Here is a 17,881-nt window from a genome sequence, read left to right on the forward strand (position 1 = left end):
GGGCTGGGCTGTGGCCGACCGACTGATCGTGCGCGGCGCGCGGGAGCACAACCTGCGCGACGTCAACCTGGATTTGCCCCGCGACGCCATGATCGTGTTCACCGGGCTGTCCGGGTCCGGCAAGTCGAGCCTCGCGTTCGACACGATCTTCGCAGAAGGTCAGCGACGTTACGTAGAGTCACTATCCTCGTACGCTCGGCAGTTCCTCGGCCAGATGGACAAGCCTGACGTCGACTTCATCGAGGGCCTCAGCCCGGCCGTCTCGATCGACCAGAAGTCGACCTCGCGCAACCCGCGCTCGACGGTCGGCACCATCACCGAGGTCTACGACTACCTCCGCCTGCTCTACGCCCGGGTCGGCGAGCCGCACTGTCCCGTCTGTGGTGAGCCGATCTCGCGGCAGAGCCCGCAGCAGATCGTCGACCGCGTGCTCGCGATGCCCGACGGCACCCGCTTCCAGGTTCTCGCGCCGGTGGTCCGGGGCCGCAAGGGTGAATACGTCGACCTGTTCGCCGAGCTTCAGTCCAAGGGCTTCGCGCGGGCCCGGGTCGACGGTGTGGTGCACCCGTTGACCGAGCCGCCCAAGCTCAAGAAGCAGGAGAAGCACACCATCGAGGTGGTCGTCGACCGGCTCGCGGTGAAGGCGTCCGCCAAGCAGCGGATGACCGACTCGATCGAGACCGCGCTGCGGTTGGCCGCCGGTGTCGTCCTGCTCGAGTTCGTCGACGAGCCCGACGACTCGCCGGCCCGCGAGCGGATCTTCTCCGAGCACCTGGCCTGCCCCAACGACCACCCGCTGGCGATCGAGGACCTCGAGCCCCGGGTGTTCTCGTTCAACTCGCCCTATGGCGCCTGCCCGGAGTGCACCGGCATCGGCACCAAGAAGGAGGTCGACCCCGAGCTGGTGATTCCCGACCCCGAGCGCACCCTGCGCGAGGGCGCGGTGCAGCCGTGGTCGACCAACCAGACACTCGAATACTTCCTGCGGCTGCTCCAGGCACTGGGCGACGCCGAGCACTTCGACCTCGACACGCCGTGGCGCGCGCTGTCCAACCGCGCGCAGAAGACGATCCTCTACGGCTCGAACGACCAGGTGCACGTCCGCTACCGCAACAAATACGGTCGCGAGCGCTCCTACTACACCGGCTTCGAGGGCGCGATCCAGTGGATCGAGCGCCGGCACGGTGACACCGAGTCCGAGTGGTCGCGCGACAAATACGAGGGCTACATGCGCGACGTGCCGTGCTCGGTGTGCGGCGGCGCGCGGCTCAAGCCCGAGGTGCTCGCGGTCACCATCGACGGCCGCAACATCGCCGAGGTCACCGGCATGTCCGTCGGCGACACCGCCGAGCTGCTCGGTGCGATGGTGCTCAACGACCGCCAGAAGCTGATCGCCGAGCGGGTGCTCAAGGAGATCAACGCCCGGCTGCGGTTCCTGGTCGACGTGGGTCTCGACTACCTCTCGCTCGACCGCCCGGCCGGCACCCTGTCCGGCGGCGAGGCGCAGCGCATCCGGCTGGCCACCCAGATCGGCTCCGGCCTGGTCGGCGTGCTCTACGTGCTCGACGAGCCGTCGATCGGCCTGCACCAGCGCGACAACCACCGGCTGATCGAGACGCTGGTCCGGCTGCGCCGGCTGGGCAACACGCTGATCGTCGTCGAGCACGACGAAGACACCATCCGCACGGCCGACTGGGTCGTCGACATCGGCCCGGGCGCCGGCGAGCACGGCGGCGAGATCGTCCACAGTGGCTCCTTCGACGACCTGCTGAAGAACGAGGAATCGGTCACCGGCGCCTACCTGTCCGGCCGCCGGCAGATCCCGACCCCGATGATCCGCCGACCGGCCACGGCCGGCCGTGAGCTGGTCGTGGTCGGCGCCCGCGAGCACAACCTCAAGAACCTGACGGTGCCGTTCCCGCTCGGCCAGTTCATCGCGGTCACCGGCGTCAGCGGTTCGGGCAAGTCCACGCTGGTCAACGACATCCTCTACACGGTGCTGGCCAACCAGCTCAACGGCGCGCGCCTCGTGCCGGGCCGCCACCTGCGGGTCACCGGCCTCGACGACCTCGACAAGGTGGTCGGCGTCGACCAGTCGCCGATCGGCCGCACGCCACGGTCCAACCCCGCGACCTACACGGGCGTCTTCGACAACATCCGCAAGCTGTTCGCCGAGACCTCCGAGGCAAAGGTCCGCGGCTACGGCCCGGGCCGCTTCTCCTTCAACGTCAAGGGCGGCCGCTGCGAAAACTGCGCGGGCGACGGCACGATCAAGATCGAGATGAACTTCCTCCCGGACGTGTACGTGCCCTGCGAGGTCTGCAAGGGCGCCCGCTACAACCGCGAGACGCTCGAGGTGCACTACAAGGGCCGCACGATCTCCGAGGTCCTGGAGATGCCGATCGAGGAGGCGTCAACCTTCTTCGAGGCCATCCCGGCGATCCACCGCCACCTCAAGACCCTGGTCGACGTCGGCCTGGGCTACGTCCGCCTGGGCCAACCGGCCCCCACCCTGTCGGGCGGCGAGGCCCAGCGAGTCAAGCTCGCGTCGGAGCTCCAGAAGCGCTCGACCGGCCGCACGGTCTACGTCCTGGACGAGCCCACCACGGGCCTGCACTTCGAAGACATCCGCAAGCTGCTCAAGGTCCTGGAAAGCCTGGTCGAAAAGGGCAACACGGTCATCGTCATCGAGCACAACCTCGACGTCATCAAGACCGCCGACTGGATCATCGACATGGGCCCGTCGGGCGGCCACCGAGGCGGGTTGCTGCTCGCCGCGGGCACGCCCGAGGAGATCGCCGAGGTCCCGGAGAGCGCGACGGGCCAGTTCCTGCGCCACACGCTGGAGCTCACCGGCCCGGCCAAGGGCTCAGAAAAGGCAACCGCCCGAGCAGCCAAGGCCAACGGCGCCAACGGCAAGTCGGGCACGGCCGCAGCCGCCAACGGCAAGGCCGACCCCGCCGAGGCGAGCAACGGCAAGTCGGGCAACGGCAAGGCGGGCAACGGCAAGGCCACGGCAGGCAACGGCCGGGCCGCGGCGGCGACCGCGAGCACGGGTCGTGCCGCGACCGCGGACCCGAAGCCGGCAACCGCGGCCAAGGCCACCGCGGCGAAGGCGACCAAGGCCACCACCGCCAAGGCCACGACGGCCAAGACCACCGCCGCAAAGGCGGCCAAGGCCACAGGCACCACCCGAGCCAAGGCAACGCCAGCGGCGGAGGAGAAGCCAGTGAAGAAGGCCGCGCCCCGCGCCCGGACAGCCTCGAAGGCCACCACGCGCACTCGCGGCTAAAGGTCCGCCGCCGGTCTGCGGCCCGCGCCGTGTGTCCGCGGCCCGCGTTGTGTGTCCGCGGCCCGCGTTGTGTGTCTGCGGCCCGCGTTGTGTGTCTGCGGCCCGCGTTGTGTGTCTGCGGCCCGCGTTGTGTGTCTGCGGCCCGCGCCGCGTGGCTCTGTGCCGCGCGGCGCGTGTCTGCGGCCCGCGCCGTGTGTCCCCGGCCTACGTCGGGTGTCCGGGATCTGTGTTCGCGCGTCCGTCGCGCGCGCTGCGGGTCCGGGGTCTGTGTTCGCGCGCCCGCTGCCCGAGCCGCGCGTCAGGCCGTGTCCTGCGAATCATCACGTCTGCGCGGTCGCGCTTGCTGGCGTGTTGCCGTCCGGGTGTGTCATCCGTCCGGCGGTGGCGTCTCCCGGAAGCCCACATGCTTTTCCACGTACGTACATGAAAGAACATGTCGGCTCTTCGAACACACCTGTATCCCCGCTCGAACACGACATGGCACATCGCCGCCGCGACCTCGGACGACGTCGGTGGCGGGTCGCTGACGCCTCGCGTCCGCGTGGTTACAGGTTTGCGAGGATCCGGGCCTCTCGCATGATGGCCGCGCCGCCCTCGATGTTGCCGTGGTGTGCTGCCCAGAGGGCTGTTTCCACGCGACGGGCCACCGACCATCGCACGATGCGGTCCGCCTCCAGGGCGAGCTCGTCCGCCAACACGCCGCAGCGGGCCCACAGCGTCCGCGTTGGGTCAGCCGTGGCGAACGGGTCGGAGATCTGTTCCAGCATCGGCCACGGGTCGTACGCCGGATCGCCAACCATCGGCTTCGGGTCGATCGCGACCCAGGTGCCGCCGCGCGCGGCGAGCACGTTGCCCGGGTTGAAGTCGCCGTGCAGCAGTACCCGGCGGTCCGCCGACGCCGGCAGTTCGCGGAGCAGGCGCGCGCCCTCGGCTACCAGGCCTGGGTCGTAGCCGGGCCGGAGCCGGTCCATTCGCTCCTCGACCAGGTCCGCCCACTCGGCGGTCACCGTGGCCAGTTCCTCGATCTCCTCGATCGGCGGCGACAACGGTGCCGACCACAGCGACCGCAACACCCCGCACCCGGCAGACAGCCGCTCTTCGGCCGGGCCACCGGCGGAAGCCAGTTGGTCGCCTGGCAGGCACCGCTCCAACACGAGGGCGTGCCGCTGTGGGTCCGACGCGATCAGGCGGACGGCGCCACGGCCGTTCCAGCGTCGCAGGGCGGCGGGCTCGCCGAGCATCTCCCGGTGCGGCCAGCCGATCTTGACGATCACCGGGGTGCCGTCGGGCAGCGAGGCCGGCGCCACCCAACTGCACGAGCCGCCGTGCAACGGCGGCGACAACCGCAGGTCGAACTCGGTGCGGACCTCCTCGACCAGCGCCGGCAGCGACGCCAACCACGGCTGGGCCGAGGCCAGCCCGCCCAGTTGACGGACCACGGGCAACGTCGGCCGCACAAGCGACATCACGCCAGCCAACCAGACGACCGACGCGACGTGTATCTCTATCTCGGCGGCCTCTCAGCAGCTCACAAGCTTGAATCAGTATCGTGCGCCGAACGAATTGTCCTGACCCGCGCGTGATGAACCGGGGACCGCCGACCTGCGTATGGGTTGGCGGGGAAGTCAAACATTCAACTGACCGTGCGGCCGAGGAGAGGCATAGCGGATGAGTAGGGAAGAGGCGGTGACGAGCCGGCGCACGCTGCTGGCCGGCGTCGGAGCGGTGGGGGCCGTGTCCGTGCTGGCGGCATGTGGCAGCGACGACCCGGCCGGGACCGGGGCGGCCAACAACGGTGCCGACCCGGAGCCCACGGACCAGGCCGAGGAGCCGGGCGGCGACACCGGCGGCGGCGAGGTCGTGGGCAAGGTGAGTGACGTGCCGGTCGGTGGCGGCGCGATCTTCGCAGCGACGGAGATGGTGGTGACCCAGCCGACCGCGGGGCAGTTCCGCGGTTTCCGCGCGGTCTGCACCCACCAGGGTTGCCCGATCGCCAGCGTCGACAGTGGCACGATCAACTGCAGTTGCCACGGCAGCAAGTTCGCGTTGGACAGCGGCGAGCCGCGTAACGGGCCGGCCACCCGGCCGCTGACCGCCCGCGAGGTCACGGTCAAGGGCGACGACATCGTCCTGGCCTAGCCCACGGCCGCAGCAAGGGTCGGCGGGTCGGTCACCAAGATCAAACGATCTTGTCGTAGGCGAGCGTTACGCTTGCCGCCGTGGCTGACCCGTCGACCTACCGGCCCCCATCGGGCTCGATTCCGGACCTTCCGGGCGTCTACCGGTTCCGGGACGCGACCAACCGGGTCATCTACGTCGGCAAGGCCAAGAGCCTGCGCAGCCGACTCAACTCCTACTTCGCCGATCCGTTCGGGTTGCACCAGCGCACCCGCCAGATGGTCACCACGGCGACCTCGGTCGACTGGATCACCGTCGGCACCGAGGTCGAGGCGCTCCAGCAGGAATACACCTGGATCAAGGAATACGACCCGCGGTTCAACGTCCGTTACCGCGACGACAAGTCGTACCCCTATCTGGCCGTCACGCTCGACGAGGAATATCCCCGGCTGCAGGTGATGCGCGGCGCCAAGCGCAAGGGTGTCCGCTACTTCGGTCCCTATTCGCACGCCTGGGCCATCCGCGAGACGCTCGACCTGCTGCTCCGGGTCTTCCCGGCCCGCACCTGCTCCAAGGGCGTCTTCAAGCGGGCCGGCCAGATCGGCCGTCCCTGCCTGCTGGGCTACATCGGCAAGTGCTCGGCGCCGTGCGTCGGCTCCGTGTCCGCCGCCGAGCACCGGCAGATCGTCGACGACTTCGTCGACTTCATGGCGGGCAAGACCGACACGTTGGTACGCCGGCTGGAGCGCGACATGCTCGAGGCCAGCGAGCAGCTCGAGTTCGAGCGGGCCGCCCGCCTCCGCGACGACGTCGCCGCCTTGCGCCGGGCGATGGAGAAGCAGACCGTCGTGCTCGGTGACGGCACCGACGCCGACGTGGTCGCCTTCGCCGAAGACCCGCTGGAGGCGGCCGTCCAGGTCTTCCACGTCCGCGGCGGGCGGGTCCGCGGCCAGCGTGGCTGGGTCGTGGAAAAGACGGAGGACCTGAGCACCGGCGACCTGGTGCACCACTTCTGCTCGCAGGTCTACGGCGGCGAGCAGGGCGAGTCCGACCTGCCACGCGAGCTGCTGGTGCCGGCGGTCCCGGCCGACGCCGACGCGCTCTCCGACTGGCTCAGCCAGCACCGGGGCAGCCGGGTGACGATGCGTGTCCCCCAGCGGGGCGACAAGAAGGCCCTGCTCGAGACCGTCGCCCGCAACGCGCAGGAGGCGCTGACCCGCCACAAGCTCAAGCGCAGCGCCGACCTGACCACCCGCAGCCAGGCGCTGGAGGAGATCGCCGAGGCGCTCGGCATGGAGACCGCGCCGCTGCGCATCGAGTGTTACGACATCTCCCAGATCCAGGGCACCGACGTGGTGGCCAGCATGGTCGTCTTCGAGGACGGGTTAGCTCGCAAGAGTGAATATCGGCACTTCGTGATCAGGGGAGCGACCGACGACCTGTCCGCGATCTCCGAGGTGCTGCGCCGCCGGTTCGCCCGTTACCTCGACGCCCGGGCCGAGACCGGCGAGCTCGGCGACGAGATGGAGATCGATCCCGACCGGCCGGGCATCGACCCGCGCACGGGCAAGCCGCGCCGGTTCGCGTACCCGCCGCAGCTTGTGGTGGTCGATGGCGGCGAGCCGCAGGTGCAGGCGTCCGCCGCGGTCCTGCGCGACCTGGGCATCGACGACATCGCGCTGTGCGGGCTGGCCAAGCGGCTCGAAGAGGTGTGGGTGCCCGACGACCAGTTCCCGGTCATCATGCCGCGCACGTCCGAGGGCCTCTACCTGCTGCAACGCGTCCGCGACGAGGCGCACCGGTTCGCCATCACGTTCCACCGGCAGCGCCGCTCCAAGCGGATGACCGCGTCGCAGCTCGACAGCATCCCGGGGCTCGGCGAGATCCGGCGCAAGACGCTGCTGCGGCACTTCGGCTCGGTCAAGCGGCTGACCGCCGCCTCGGTCGACGAGATCTCGTCGGTGCCGGGCATCGGCCGGGTCACCGCCGAGGCGATCAAGGCCGCGCTCGGCGGCGAGCCACCCACACCGGCCGAACACCCCGAAAACCCACCAGACACAGGGGCGCCGCAGGCGGCGCCCGGGACGGAAGAGGGCGATGAGTCCGATGTTTACCGCGATGCCTAGGATTTCGCGTCGTGGGTGAGCGGGAGAACGACGAGCTGGACCGGTCCGACACCACGCTCGTGATCGTTACCGGCGTCTCGGGCGGCGGCCGGAGCACGGTCGCGCGCGCGTTGGAGAACGTCGGCTTCTACGTCGTCGACAACCTGCCCCAGGCGCTCATGCTGGAGATGGCCGAGCTGGCCTACGCGGCCGGCAGCCCGGCCCGGCTCACCGCCATGGTGCTCGACGTGCGCAGCCGCGCGTTCTCCGCGGACCTGACCGGCGCGGTGCACGCGCTGAAGGAACGTGGCTTCAACCCGCACGTGGTGTTCCTGGACGCCGCCGACGACGTGCTGATCCGGCGCTTCGAGAGCGTCCGGCGCTCGCACCCGCTCCAGGGCGACGGCCGGCTGGCCGACGGCATCGCGGCCGAGCGCAAGCTGCTCGAAGAGGCCCGCGAGCAGGCCGACGTGATCATCGACACCAGCCACCTCAACGTCAACCAGCTTCGTCGCCGGGTCGAGGAGATGTTCGGCGGCGAGGACGCGCGCCGGCTCCGGGTGACCGTGCTCAGCTTCGGCTTCAAATACGGCCTGCCGCCCGACGCCGACTTCGTGCTCGACGCCCGCTTCCTGCCCAACCCGTTCTGGGTGCCGGAGCTGCGTGACCTGACCGGCCGCGACGAGGCGGTCAGCGGCTACGTGCTCGGCCAGCACGGTGCGGTGCCGTTCGTCGACACGTACTCCCGGCTGATCGTCGGCACCGCGCCCGGCTTCGAGCGCGAGGGCAAGCGCTACCTGACCGTCGCCGTCGGCTGCACGGGTGGCAAGCACCGCAGTGTCGCGATCGCCGAGGAGCTGGCCACCCGGCTGCGCGAGTCCCGGGTGTCGGCCTCCGCGCAGCACCGTGACCTGGGGCGCGAGTGATGCGCGTCGTCGCGTTCGGAGGCGGCCACGGCCTGTCCGCCTCGCTGCGCGCGCTGCGCGGCCAGGGCCGCGACCTCGACATCACGGCGGTCGTGACGGTCGCCGACGACGGCGGGTCCAGCGGCCGGCTGCGCGCCGAGCGGTCCGCCCTGCCGCCCGGCGACCTGCGCCAGGCGCTGGCCGCGTTGGCCGCCGAACGGCCCGACACGCAGCAGACCGCCGAGCTCTTCCAGCACCGGTTCGCGCCCGACGGGCGCGACCACAGCTCGCTCGACGGCCACACTGTCGGAAATCTGGTACTCGTCGGGCTGATGGAACAGCTCGGCGACCCGGTGTCCGCTTTGGATCACGCGGCCCGGATGGTCGACGCCTCCGGCCGGGTGCTGCCGATGGCGGTCAAGGCGGTGGGCATCGAGGCCGACATCCGGGGTGCCGATCCCCGTCGGCCGGGGATGCTGCTCACCGTCGTGGGGCAGCACGCGGTGGCGGTCGCGCCCGGTCACGTCGAGGCGGTCCGGCTCACACCGGCCGACCCTCCGGCGTGTCCCGAGGCGGTGGCGGCGGTCGAGGCCGCAGACTGGCTGATCTTCGGGCCGGGCAGTTGGTACACCAGCGTGATCCCGCACCTGCTGGTGCCCGAGCTGGCCGCCGCGATCGTGGCCAGCCCGGCGCGCCGATTGGTGACACTCAACCTGGCCGCCGAACCCGAAACCTGGGGGCTGTCGGCTGCTGATCACCTGGCGGCGTTGCGCTGGTACCTGCCCGCGCTGAAAGTCGACACGGTTCTCGCCGACGGGACCGCTGTCGGTGACCCCGAACCCGTCCGTCGTGCGGCAGAATCGCTGGGTGCGCGGCTGGTGCTCGCCCCGGTGGCGGTCGCCGACGGGAGTCCCAGACACGATCCCGCGGCCCTGGGGAAGGCCCTGGTGCCTGTCCTGGGCGCCAGTCGTTAAGCACGTGAGAACCCACCGGCTTCGGGCCGGAGAACCGGCACGCGAGGTGACGATTAGTTATGGCGATGACCGCCGCGGTCAAGGACGAGCTGAGCAGGGTCGACGTGCCCAAACCGTGTTGTCGGCGGGCCGAGATGGCCGCGCTGCTGCGGTTCGCCGGCGGTCTGCATATCGTCTCGGGCCGGGTGGTGGTCGAGGCCGAGCTCGACACCGGGGCGGTCGCCCGCCGGCTGCGCCGGGAGATCGCCGAGGTCTACGGCTACCCGAGTGAGATCCACGTGCTGGCCTCCGGCGGCCTGCGCAAGGCCAGCCACTACATCGTGCGGGTGGTGAAGGACGGCGAGATCCTGGCCCGCCAGACCGGCCTGCTCGACGTCCGCGGCCGTCCGGTCCGTGGCCTGCCGCAGCACGTCGTCTCCGGCAACGTCTGCTGCTCGGTGGCGGCGTGGCGGGGCGCGTTCATGGCGCACGGCTCGCTGACCGAGCCCGGCCGCTCCAGCGCGCTGGAGATCACCTGCCCGGGCCCGGAGTCGGCGCTGGCGCTGGTCGGTGCCGCCCGGCGGATGGGCATCACCGCCAAGGCCCGCGAGGTCCGCGGCGTCGACCGGGTCGTGGTCAAGGACGGCGACGCGATCTCCGCGCTGCTCACCCGGATCGGCGCGCACAGCAGCGTGCTGGCCTGGGAGGAGCGCCGGGTCCGGCGCGAGGTGCGGGCGACCGCCAACCGGCTGGCCAACTTCGACGACGCCAACCTGCGCCGCTCGGCGCGGGCGGCGGTGGCGGCGGCGGCCCGGGTCACCCGGGCGCTGGAGATCCTCGCCGACGACGCGCCCAACCACCTGACCTCGGCCGGCAAGCTGCGCCTCGACCACCGCCAGGCCTCCCTGGAGGAGCTGGGCGCGCTGGCCGATCCGCCGTTGACCAAGGACGCGATCGCCGGCCGGATCCGGCGCCTGCTGGCGCTCGCCGACAAGCGGGCCCGCGATCTGGGCATTCCGGACACCGAGGCCGCTGTGACGCCCGACATGCTGGTGGTCTGAGCGCGACCTGCCGTAACACCCAACAGGTAGCTCAGATAGGGTCGTCAGGTACGGCGACGGGGCCGGCAACCGGTTCTAACACCGGCCGGCGTACGCGATGATCGCGGCGGCCGGCAATCTCATCATCAAGGAGATGAAACCTGTGACCATCCGGGTTGGCATCAACGGCTTCGGCCGCATCGGCCGCAACTTCTTCCGGGCCGTCCTCGCCTCCGGGGCGGACGTCCAGCTTGTCGGCGCCAACGATCTCACCGACAACGCGACCCTCGCCCACCTGCTGAAGTACGACTCGATCCTGGGTCGGCTCCCGTACGAGGTGAAGGCGACCTCCGACGAGATCTCGGTCGGCAGCCACACGTTCAAGGTGTTCGCCGAGCGCGACCCGGGCAAGCTGCCCTGGGGCGACCTGGGCGCCGACGTCGTGATCGAGTCGACCGGCCTGTTCACCGACGGCACCAAGGCCCGTGCGCACGTCGACGGCGGTGCCAAGAAGGTCATCATCTCCGCGCCGGCGAAGCACGAGGACTTCACGGTGGTCATGGGTGTCAACGACAACCTGTACGACCCCGCGAAGCACACGATCATCTCGAACGCCTCGTGCACCACGAACTGCCTCGCACCGATGGCGAAGGTGCTCAACGACACCTTCACGATCCAGCACGGCCTGATGACCACGATCCACGCGTACACGCAGGACCAGAACCTTCAGGACGGCCCGCACAAGGACCTCCGCCGGGCCCGCGCCGCCGCGCTGAACATCGTGCCGACCTCGACCGGTGCCGCCAAGGCGATCGGCCTCGTGCTGCCGGAGCTCAAGGGCAAGCTCGACGGCTACGCGCTGCGGGTGCCGATCCCGACCGGCTCGGCCACCGACCTGACCGTCAACGTGGGTCGCGAGACCACGGTCGAAGAGGTCAACAACGCGATGAAGGAAGCCGCCGCGGGTGCGCTCAACGGCTACCTGACCTACACCGAGGACGAGATCGTCTCGACCGACATCGTCACCGACCCGTCGTCGTGCATCTTCGACTCGGGCCTGACCAAGGTGATCGGCAACCAGGTCAAGGTCGTCGGCTGGTACGACAACGAGTGGGGCTACTCGAACCGCCTGGTGGACCTGGTCAAGCTCGTCGGGACCTCGCTCTGAGCATCATGAAGACGCTTGACGATCTCCTCGCGGAGGGAGTCGCGGGTCGGCGCGTCCTGGTACGCGCCGACCTGAACGTCCCCTTCCAGAAGAACGACCCCGGTGTGATCGCCGATGACGGCCGCATCCGGGCAGTCCTGCCGACCGTCAAGGCGCTCCGCGACGCGGGCGCCTCGGTGATCGTGATGTCCCATCTGGGCCGCCCGAAGGGCGCGCCCGACCCGAAGTACACGCTGGCGCCGGTCGCGCAGCGGTTCGGTGAACTGCTCGAGGGCGAGATCCACTTCGCCACCGACACCGTCGGCCCGGACGCGACGGAGAAGGTGGCGGCTCTCGGTGGCGGCCAGGTGCTGCTGCTCGAGAACCTGCGCTTCAACGCCGGCGAGACCAGCAAGGACGACGCCGAGCGGGGCGCGTTCGCCGACCAGCTCGCCGCGTTCGCCGAGGCGTACGTCGACGACGCGTTCGGTGCCGTGCACCGCAAGCACGCCAGCGTCTTCGACGTGCCGGCCCGGCTCCCGCACTTCGCGGGTGGCCTGGTGCTGCGCGAGGTCGAGGTGCTGGCCCGGCTGACGGAGAGCCCCGAGCGGCCGTACGCGGTGGTGCTCGGTGGCGCGAAGGTCTCCGACAAGCTCGCCGTCATCGAGGCGCTGCTCCCCAAGGTCGACAGGCTCCTGGTCGGCGGCGGCATGTGCTTCACGTTCCTCAAGGCGCAGGGCCACGAGATCGGCAAGTCGCTGCTCGAGGAAGACATGCTCGACACCTGCCGCGACCTGCTGGCCCGCGGCGGCGACAAGATAGTGCTGCCGACCGACGTGGTGGCCGCGACCGGCTTCTCGGCCGACGCCGACCACGACGTGGTGCCCGCTGACGCGATCCCGGCCGACCGGCTCGGGCTCGACATCGGCCCCGACAGCGTCGCCGCGTTCGCCGGTGCGCTCGCGGACGCCCACACCGTGTTCTGGAACGGCCCGATGGGCGTGTTCGAGCTGGCGCCGTTCGCGGCGGGCACCCGGGGCGTGGCCGAGGCGATCATGAAGGTCGACGGCCTGACCGTCGTCGGCGGTGGCGACTCCGCGGCCGCGGTGCGCGCGCTCGGCCTCGACGAGGACGCGTTCGGCCACATCTCGACCGGCGGGGGAGCCTCGCTGGAATACCTGGAGGGCAAGCGCCTTCCCGGCATCGCCGCTCTGGAGTCCTGATGGCGCCGCAGTCGCGCCGGCCGTTGATGGCCGGCAACTGGAAGATGAACCTCAACCACCTCGAGGCCATCGGGCTCGTGCAGAAGCTGGCCTTCAGCCTCAACGAGCAGCAGCTCACCGACGTCGAGACAGTGGTGATCCCGCCGTTCACCGACCTGCGCAGCGTGCAGACCCTGGTCGACGGCGACAAGCTGCTGATCGGGTACGGCGCGCAGGACCTCTCGCCGCACAAGGGTGGCGCCTACACGGGCGACATCTCGGGTCCGCTGCTGGCCAAGCTCGGCTGCTCGTACGTCGTGGTCGGGCACTCCGAGCGCCGGCAGTACCACCACGAGGACGACCAGGTGGTCAACTCGAAGGTGCAGGCGGCGCTGGCCAACGAGCTCACGCCGATCTTCTGCATCGGTGAGGGCCTTGAGGTCCGCGAGGCCGGCGAGCAGGTGGCGCACTGCGTCGCCCAGCTCGACGCCGGGCTCGACGGGCTCAAGGCCGAGCAGGTGCGCAAGGTCGTGATCGCGTACGAGCCGGTCTGGGCGATCGGCACCGGCAAGACCGCGACCCCGGAGGACGCCCAGGAGGTCTGCGGGGCGCTCCGGACGCGGCTCGCCGAGCGGTTCGACTCCGAGACGGCAGACGTGACCCGCATCCTGTACGGCGGCTCGGTCAAGGCCAACAACGTGGCCGCGATCATGGCCCAGCCGGACGTGGACGGCGCTCTGGTCGGCGGTGCGAGCATCGACGCCGAGGAGTTCGTGCAGATCGTCCGGTTCCCGGAGCACATCAAGAAGTAGAGGCATGGTGGCCGGGTCCGCACTCCGCGAACCCGGCCGCTATCCTTGCGGAGTCGCGCCCACCGAAGGGAAAGACCACCACCATGCCGATCGCATTCGCCTACACGTTGATCGTGTTGCTGATCATCACGAGCGTGCTGCTGACGATGCTGGTCCTGTTGCACCGCGGCAAGGGTGGCGGCCTGTCCAGCATGTTCGGCGGCGGCGTCAGCACCAACCTCGCCGGCTCGTCCATCGCCGAGAAAAACCTGGACCGATACACCATCCTGGTGGGGATCGTCTGGTTCGCGTGCATCGTGGGTCTGGGCCTCTGGCTCAAACTCGCCGTCGCGGGATAGCACCGATCCCGACCAAATAGTCGTAAACTCGTGCGCGGTTCGGACCTGTTCCGAACCGCGCACGAATGTTTTCACAGCTCACGTTTGTTCCGCTTCACCGCGTCCGCGACGCCGCATTCCCCGCGGCCGACCCCCGCACGACGACAGGAGCGACATACCGTGCCCAGCGGCAGCGCAATCCGTGGCACCCGGGTCGGTTCCGGCCCGATCCGCCCAAGCGAGCGGTGCGAGCCAGCACCGCGGCGCCCGGTGACCTACTGGTGCGCCAACGACCACACCGTGGAGATCTCCCTGGCGGCCGAGGTCGCGCCGCCGGCGACGTGGGACTGCCCCCGCTGCGGGCAGCCCGCCGGCCTGGACGCCGCGAACCCGCCCGGCCGACAGCGCCCAGAGCCCTACAAGACCCACCTGGCGTACGTGAAGGAACGGCGCAGCGACGCGGACGGCGCGGCCATCCTCGCCGAGGCGCTGGCCAACCTACGCCAGCGCCGCGGCGGCCTCTGAAGACCTAGCTCCTAACGCTGCGGAAGGTCCGGCGGACCTGGGTCGCGGCGGCGCTGTCGAGTTGCCAGATCGTGCGGTTGACGCCGTGCACTCCGGCTGCCGGTAGCTGCACCGGGCCTGCCCCGGTCAGCGCCATGCCGACCGCGCCGGCCTTGTCGGGGCCGGCGGCTACCAGCCACACCTGGTCGGCGGTGTTGAGCGTGGGCAGGGTCAGGGTGGTGCGCACCGGCGGTGGCTTCGGGCTGCCCCGCACCGCGCTCACCGGGCGCGTCTCGTAGGCCACCGGGTGCTCCGGGAACACCGACGCGACGTGGCCGTCCTCGCCGACGCCGAGCATCAGCACGTCGAAGTGGGGGAGCGGAGCGGTGCCGGGGCGGGCCGCCCGGGCCAACTCCTGGGCATAGCGCGCCGCGGCCGCCTCCGGGTCGTTGCCGTCCGGGCCGTCCGAGGGCGGCATCGCGTGCACCCGGGCCGCCGGCACCCGCAGCGCGTCGAGGAGCTGCTCGCGCGCCTGGGTCTCGTTGCGGTCCGGGTGACCGGCCGGCAGGAACCGCTCGTCGCCCCACCAGAAGTCGACGCGGGTCCAGTCGACCGCGTCGCTGGCCGGGAAGTCGCGGACCGCGCGGTGCACCGCGCCGGCGATCCGGCCGCCGGTCAGCACCCAGGACGCCGCGCCGCGCTCGGCCTGGGCGTCGATCAGGGTGACCACCAGCCGCGCTGCCACGGAGTGGGCCAGCACGTCGGGGTCGGAGTGGACGATGACGCTGGTCTCGCTCATCCGTCGGTGCCCTGCTCGGCGGGGGCCGACGGCGTGGTGGGCGCCGAGCCCTGTGCGGTGCCGGCGCCGGCCGAGGCCGGGCGGACCCGGTCGCCGGTGCGCGGCGGCATGTCCTCCACCTGGGTGGGCGGGCCGCCGCCGACGATGCCAGGGCCGAGGCCGGGAGCGTGGCCGGCGGTCATCGGGTCCTTCCAGACGTGCACGCGGTGGGCCGGGCGGGTGTCGAGGCCGGTCTCGCCGGTCATCGCGCTCAGCGCCGCGGCGTAGACCTGGTCGGGGTCGAGCCGGCGCAGCTCCTCGGCCAGTTCCTCGCCGAGCGGCCGCCGGACCAGCGGCAGCAGCCGGTCCGCCTGGTCGGTCCGCATGAAGGTGGCGACGTCCTGCTCGCGGGAGAGGGAGAGCTCGTTGTTGTTGGCGGCGACCAGGCAGACCGAGTGCATGATCCGGTAGCTCTCGGTGTCTTCCCAGCGCGGCTTGATGTCGAGTCGGGCGGACAGCCAGCCGGACATCAACGCAGCGGTCGGGTCCTTCTTCGGCGCCTCGATCCGGGCGCCGACGACCCGCTGTTCGGTGGTGTCGAAGGCCGACGCGACCAGCGTGCGCCACGGCGTGATCCGGGTCCAGGCGAGGTCGGTGTCGCCGGGCGCGTAGTCGCGGGCCCGCTGGCGCAGGGCGGCGACCGGGTCCGGCGTCTGCGCGACGTCGGTGATCCGGCGGTCGGCGACCACGCCGAGGAAGTCGTTGGCGATCTTCTCCGGCGGCTCGCCGTGCCACCAGGTGACCACCGGCACGTCCGGCACGAGCAGCGGCATGACCACCGACTCGGCGTGCAGCGCGAGCCGGCCGTACATCCGCATCACCACGGCCTCGCACGGGCCGAGCCGGCCGCCGACGACCACCTCGGCGTCGAGCCGGTTGCTGGGTCGCTCGACGTCGGCGCGGACCACGATCAGCAGGCGGCACGGGTGCATCGAGGCGGCGATGGTGGCAGCCGCCTCGGCCTCGCGTACCCGCTTCTCGTCGACGACGACGATCAGGGTCAGCGCCATGCCGCTGGCCACCCCGCCGGCCGAGCGCCGCTCGGTGGCGAGCGCCTTGACGACCTCGTTGCCGGTGGTGTCCCAGAGTCCGATCATGCCCGCCTCCAGTGCCGGCCGTCGCGGCGCAGCAGTTCGTCGGCCGCGTGCGGGCCCCATTCGCCGGCCCGGTAGGGCTCGGGCGTCGTGCCGGCCCAGGCGTCCTCCAGCGGGTCGATCACCCGCCAGCTCTGCTCGACCTCGGCCGCGTCGGGGAACAGCGTCCGGTCACCGACGAGGACGTCGAGCACCAGTCGCTCGTACGCCTCCGGGCTGGACTCCGTGAACGCGGCGCCGTACTCGAAGTCCATCGCGATGTCGCGTACCTCCATGGTGGTGCCTGGCACCTTGGAGCCGAACTTCAGCACCACGCCCTCGTCCGGCTGCACCCGGACGACAAGCTGGTTGGCGCCGAGCATCTCGATGTCGTGCGGGTTGAACGGCAGGTGTGGCGCCTTCTTGAAGATGATCGCCAGCTCGGTGACCCGCCGGGGGAGCCGCTTGCCGCAGCGCAGGTAGAACGGCACCCCGGCCCAGCGGCGGTTCTGCACGCCGAGCTTCACCGCCACGTACGTCTCGGTGGCGGAGTCGGACGGCACGTCCTTCTCCTCGAGGTAGCCGACCGCCCGCTCGCCGCCGACCCAGCCCGGCAGGTATTGCCCGCGGACCGTCTCGTCGCGTACGTCGCCCGGCACCTTGATCGCCCGGAGCACCTTGAGCTTCTCGGTGCTGATCTCCGCCGCGTCGAAGCTGGTCGGCTCTTCCATCGCGACCAGCGTCATCAACTGGAGCAGGTGGTTCTGGAGCACGTCGCGGGCAGCGCCGGCGGCGTCGTAGAAGCCCGCCCGCGTGCCGATGCCGACGTCCTCGGCCATTGTTATCTGCACGGAGTCGACGTACTTGCTGTTCCACAGCGGCTCGAACAGGTTGTTGGCGAACCGCAGGGCCAGGATGTTCTGGACCGTCTCCTTGCCCAGGTAGTGGTCGATCCGGAAGACGTCGCCGCGGGTGAACACGTCGTCGACCAGGCCGTTGAGCGCCTTGGCCGAGGCCAGGTCGTTGCCGAACGGCTTCTCCACCACGACCCGGCGCCACCCGCCGGACTTGCCGTTGTCGGCCATCCCCGTGCGGGCGAGCTGCTTGAGCACTATCGGGAAGGCCGGTGGCGGGATCGCGAAGTAGAACGCCGCGTTGCCGGCGATGCCGTGCGAGTCGCGCAGCTCGTCGAGGGTCTCCGCGAGCTGGTCGAACGCCTCGTCGTCGTCGAACGCGCCGGGCACGAACTTGATGCTGCCGGCGAGCCGGGCCCACACCTCCTCACGCCAGGGGGTGCGGGCCCCTTTCTTGACCGCGTTCATCGCCACGGTCTCGAAGTCGCCATCGCCCCAGTCGCGCCGGGCGAACCCGAGCACCACGAAGCCCGGTGGCAGCAGCCCCCGGTTGGCCAGGTCGTAGATGGCCGGCAACAGCTTCTTGCGAGACAGGTCGCCGGTCACGCCGAAGATCACCAGAGCACAGGGCTCCGGGATTCTCGGCAGTCGGCGATCCTGTGGATCACGCAGCGGGTTCACTCACAACACCTCGGGTTTTCCGGCCGACCGGAGGTCCAGG

Annotated in this window: 13 protein-coding genes and 2 pseudogenes; 11 read left to right on the plus strand and 4 right to left on the minus strand. The window is 70.7% G+C overall.

Annotated elements, in window-relative coordinates; genetic code table 11:
• Positions 1-10 precede the first annotated feature (10 nt).
• Positions 11-2,968 (plus strand): annotated as a pseudogene (gene uvrA, locus BLV39_RS13770) (excinuclease ABC subunit UvrA); the annotation flags it as partial.
• Positions 2,969-3,837: 869 nt separating this feature from the next.
• Here uvrA and BLV39_RS13775 read toward each other — a convergent pair.
• On the minus strand, positions 3,838-4,758 hold the full coding sequence (locus BLV39_RS13775) for an aminoglycoside phosphotransferase family protein (protein ID WP_090790822.1): 921 nt from the start codon (positions 4,756-4,758) through the stop codon (positions 3,838-3,840).
• A gap of 202 nt (positions 4,759-4,960) precedes the next feature.
• On the opposite strand from BLV39_RS13775, the gene BLV39_RS13780 reads away from it, so the two are divergent.
• The 10 genes from BLV39_RS13780 (at position 4,961) to BLV39_RS13825 (ending at position 14,416) form a co-directional block, all read left to right on the plus strand.
• Positions 4,961-5,431 carry a Rieske (2Fe-2S) protein gene (locus BLV39_RS13780; protein WP_090790824.1) on the plus strand — a complete coding sequence of 157 codons (471 nt, stop codon included), beginning with the start codon at positions 4,961-4,963 and terminating at the stop codon, positions 5,429-5,431.
• A gap of 80 nt (positions 5,432-5,511) precedes the next feature.
• Positions 5,512-7,536, plus strand: a complete 2,025-nt coding sequence (gene uvrC, locus BLV39_RS13785) for an excinuclease ABC subunit UvrC (RefSeq protein WP_090790826.1) — start codon at positions 5,512-5,514, stop codon at positions 7,534-7,536.
• 11 nt (positions 7,537-7,547) lie between these two features.
• Positions 7,548-8,441, plus strand: a complete 894-nt coding sequence (rapZ, locus tag BLV39_RS13790; RefSeq protein ID WP_176984885.1) for an RNase adapter RapZ — start codon at positions 7,548-7,550, stop codon at positions 8,439-8,441.
• Positions 8,441-9,394, plus strand: coding sequence for a gluconeogenesis factor YvcK family protein (locus BLV39_RS13795; RefSeq protein ID WP_090790828.1), 954 nt, complete (start codon positions 8,441-8,443; stop codon positions 9,392-9,394). The genes rapZ and BLV39_RS13795 overlap by 1 nt, the downstream gene beginning before the upstream one ends.
• Before the next feature lie 59 nt (positions 9,395-9,453).
• Positions 9,454-10,434: a DNA-binding protein WhiA gene (whiA, locus tag BLV39_RS13800; protein ID WP_090790830.1), complete on the plus strand. Its 981-nt coding sequence runs from the start codon at positions 9,454-9,456 to the stop codon at positions 10,432-10,434.
• Positions 10,435-10,576: 142 nt separating this feature from the next.
• Positions 10,577-11,581 carry a type I glyceraldehyde-3-phosphate dehydrogenase gene (gap, locus tag BLV39_RS13805; RefSeq protein WP_090791508.1) on the plus strand — a complete coding sequence of 335 codons (1,005 nt, stop codon included), beginning with the start codon at positions 10,577-10,579 and terminating at the stop codon, positions 11,579-11,581.
• Between the two features lie 5 nt (positions 11,582-11,586).
• On the plus strand, positions 11,587-12,783 hold the full coding sequence (locus tag BLV39_RS13810) for a phosphoglycerate kinase (protein WP_090790831.1): 1,197 nt from the start codon (positions 11,587-11,589) through the stop codon (positions 12,781-12,783).
• Positions 12,783-13,574 carry a triose-phosphate isomerase gene (gene tpiA / locus BLV39_RS13815; protein ID WP_090790832.1) on the plus strand — a complete coding sequence of 264 codons (792 nt, stop codon included), beginning with the start codon at positions 12,783-12,785 and terminating at the stop codon, positions 13,572-13,574. Before BLV39_RS13810 ends, tpiA begins: the two co-directional genes overlap by 1 nt.
• Positions 13,575-13,657: 83 nt before the next feature.
• On the plus strand, positions 13,658-13,912 hold the full coding sequence (gene secG, locus BLV39_RS13820; RefSeq protein WP_090790834.1) for a preprotein translocase subunit SecG: 255 nt from the start codon (positions 13,658-13,660) through the stop codon (positions 13,910-13,912).
• A 159-nt stretch (positions 13,913-14,071) separates the two neighbouring features.
• Positions 14,072-14,416: an RNA polymerase-binding protein RbpA gene (locus tag BLV39_RS13825; RefSeq protein ID WP_090790835.1), complete on the plus strand. Its 345-nt coding sequence runs from the start codon at positions 14,072-14,074 to the stop codon at positions 14,414-14,416.
• Positions 14,417-14,420: 4 nt separating this feature from the next.
• On the opposite strand, the gene pgl is transcribed toward BLV39_RS13825, so the two are convergent.
• The 3 genes and pseudogenes from pgl to zwf all read right to left on the minus strand — a co-directional run bounded on the left by pgl (position 14,421) and on the right by zwf (position 17,841).
• Positions 14,421-15,194, minus strand: a complete 774-nt coding sequence (pgl, locus tag BLV39_RS13830; protein ID WP_090790837.1) for a 6-phosphogluconolactonase — start codon at positions 15,192-15,194, stop codon at positions 14,421-14,423.
• A gap of 164 nt (positions 15,195-15,358) precedes the next feature.
• Positions 15,359-16,330, minus strand: a pseudogene (locus tag BLV39_RS13835) (glucose-6-phosphate dehydrogenase assembly protein OpcA); the annotation flags it as partial.
• Entirely contained in the window at positions 16,327-17,841 is a 1,515-nt protein-coding gene (gene zwf / locus BLV39_RS13840) for a glucose-6-phosphate dehydrogenase (RefSeq protein WP_090790841.1), read from the minus strand. The pseudogene BLV39_RS13835 and the gene zwf, both read right to left, overlap by 4 nt.
• Positions 17,842-17,881: the final 40 nt, after the last annotated feature.

It is taken from the genome of Asanoa ishikariensis (assembly GCF_900107455.1).
Classification (GTDB): Bacteria; Actinomycetota; Actinomycetes; order Mycobacteriales; family Micromonosporaceae; genus Asanoa; species Asanoa ishikariensis.

Coding starts and splice junctions, on each gene's coding strand:
- whiA (WP_090790830.1), top strand. CDS start 9,454: ATGGCGATGACCGCCGCGGTCAAGGACGAGCTGAGCAGGGTCGACGTG.
- pgl (WP_090790837.1), bottom strand. CDS start 15,194: ATGAGCGAGACCAGCGTCATCGTCCACTCCGACCCCGACGTGCTGGCC.
- BLV39_RS13795 (WP_090790828.1), top strand. CDS start 8,441: ATGCGCGTCGTCGCGTTCGGAGGCGGCCACGGCCTGTCCGCCTCGCTG.
- BLV39_RS13780 (WP_090790824.1), top strand. CDS start 4,961: ATGAGTAGGGAAGAGGCGGTGACGAGCCGGCGCACGCTGCTGGCCGGC.
- BLV39_RS13775 (WP_090790822.1), bottom strand. CDS start 4,758: ATGTCGCTTGTGCGGCCGACGTTGCCCGTGGTCCGTCAACTGGGCGGG.
- BLV39_RS13810 (WP_090790831.1), top strand. CDS start 11,587: ATGAAGACGCTTGACGATCTCCTCGCGGAGGGAGTCGCGGGTCGGCGC.
- tpiA (WP_090790832.1), top strand. CDS start 12,783: ATGGCGCCGCAGTCGCGCCGGCCGTTGATGGCCGGCAACTGGAAGATG.
- secG (WP_090790834.1), top strand. CDS start 13,658: ATGCCGATCGCATTCGCCTACACGTTGATCGTGTTGCTGATCATCACG.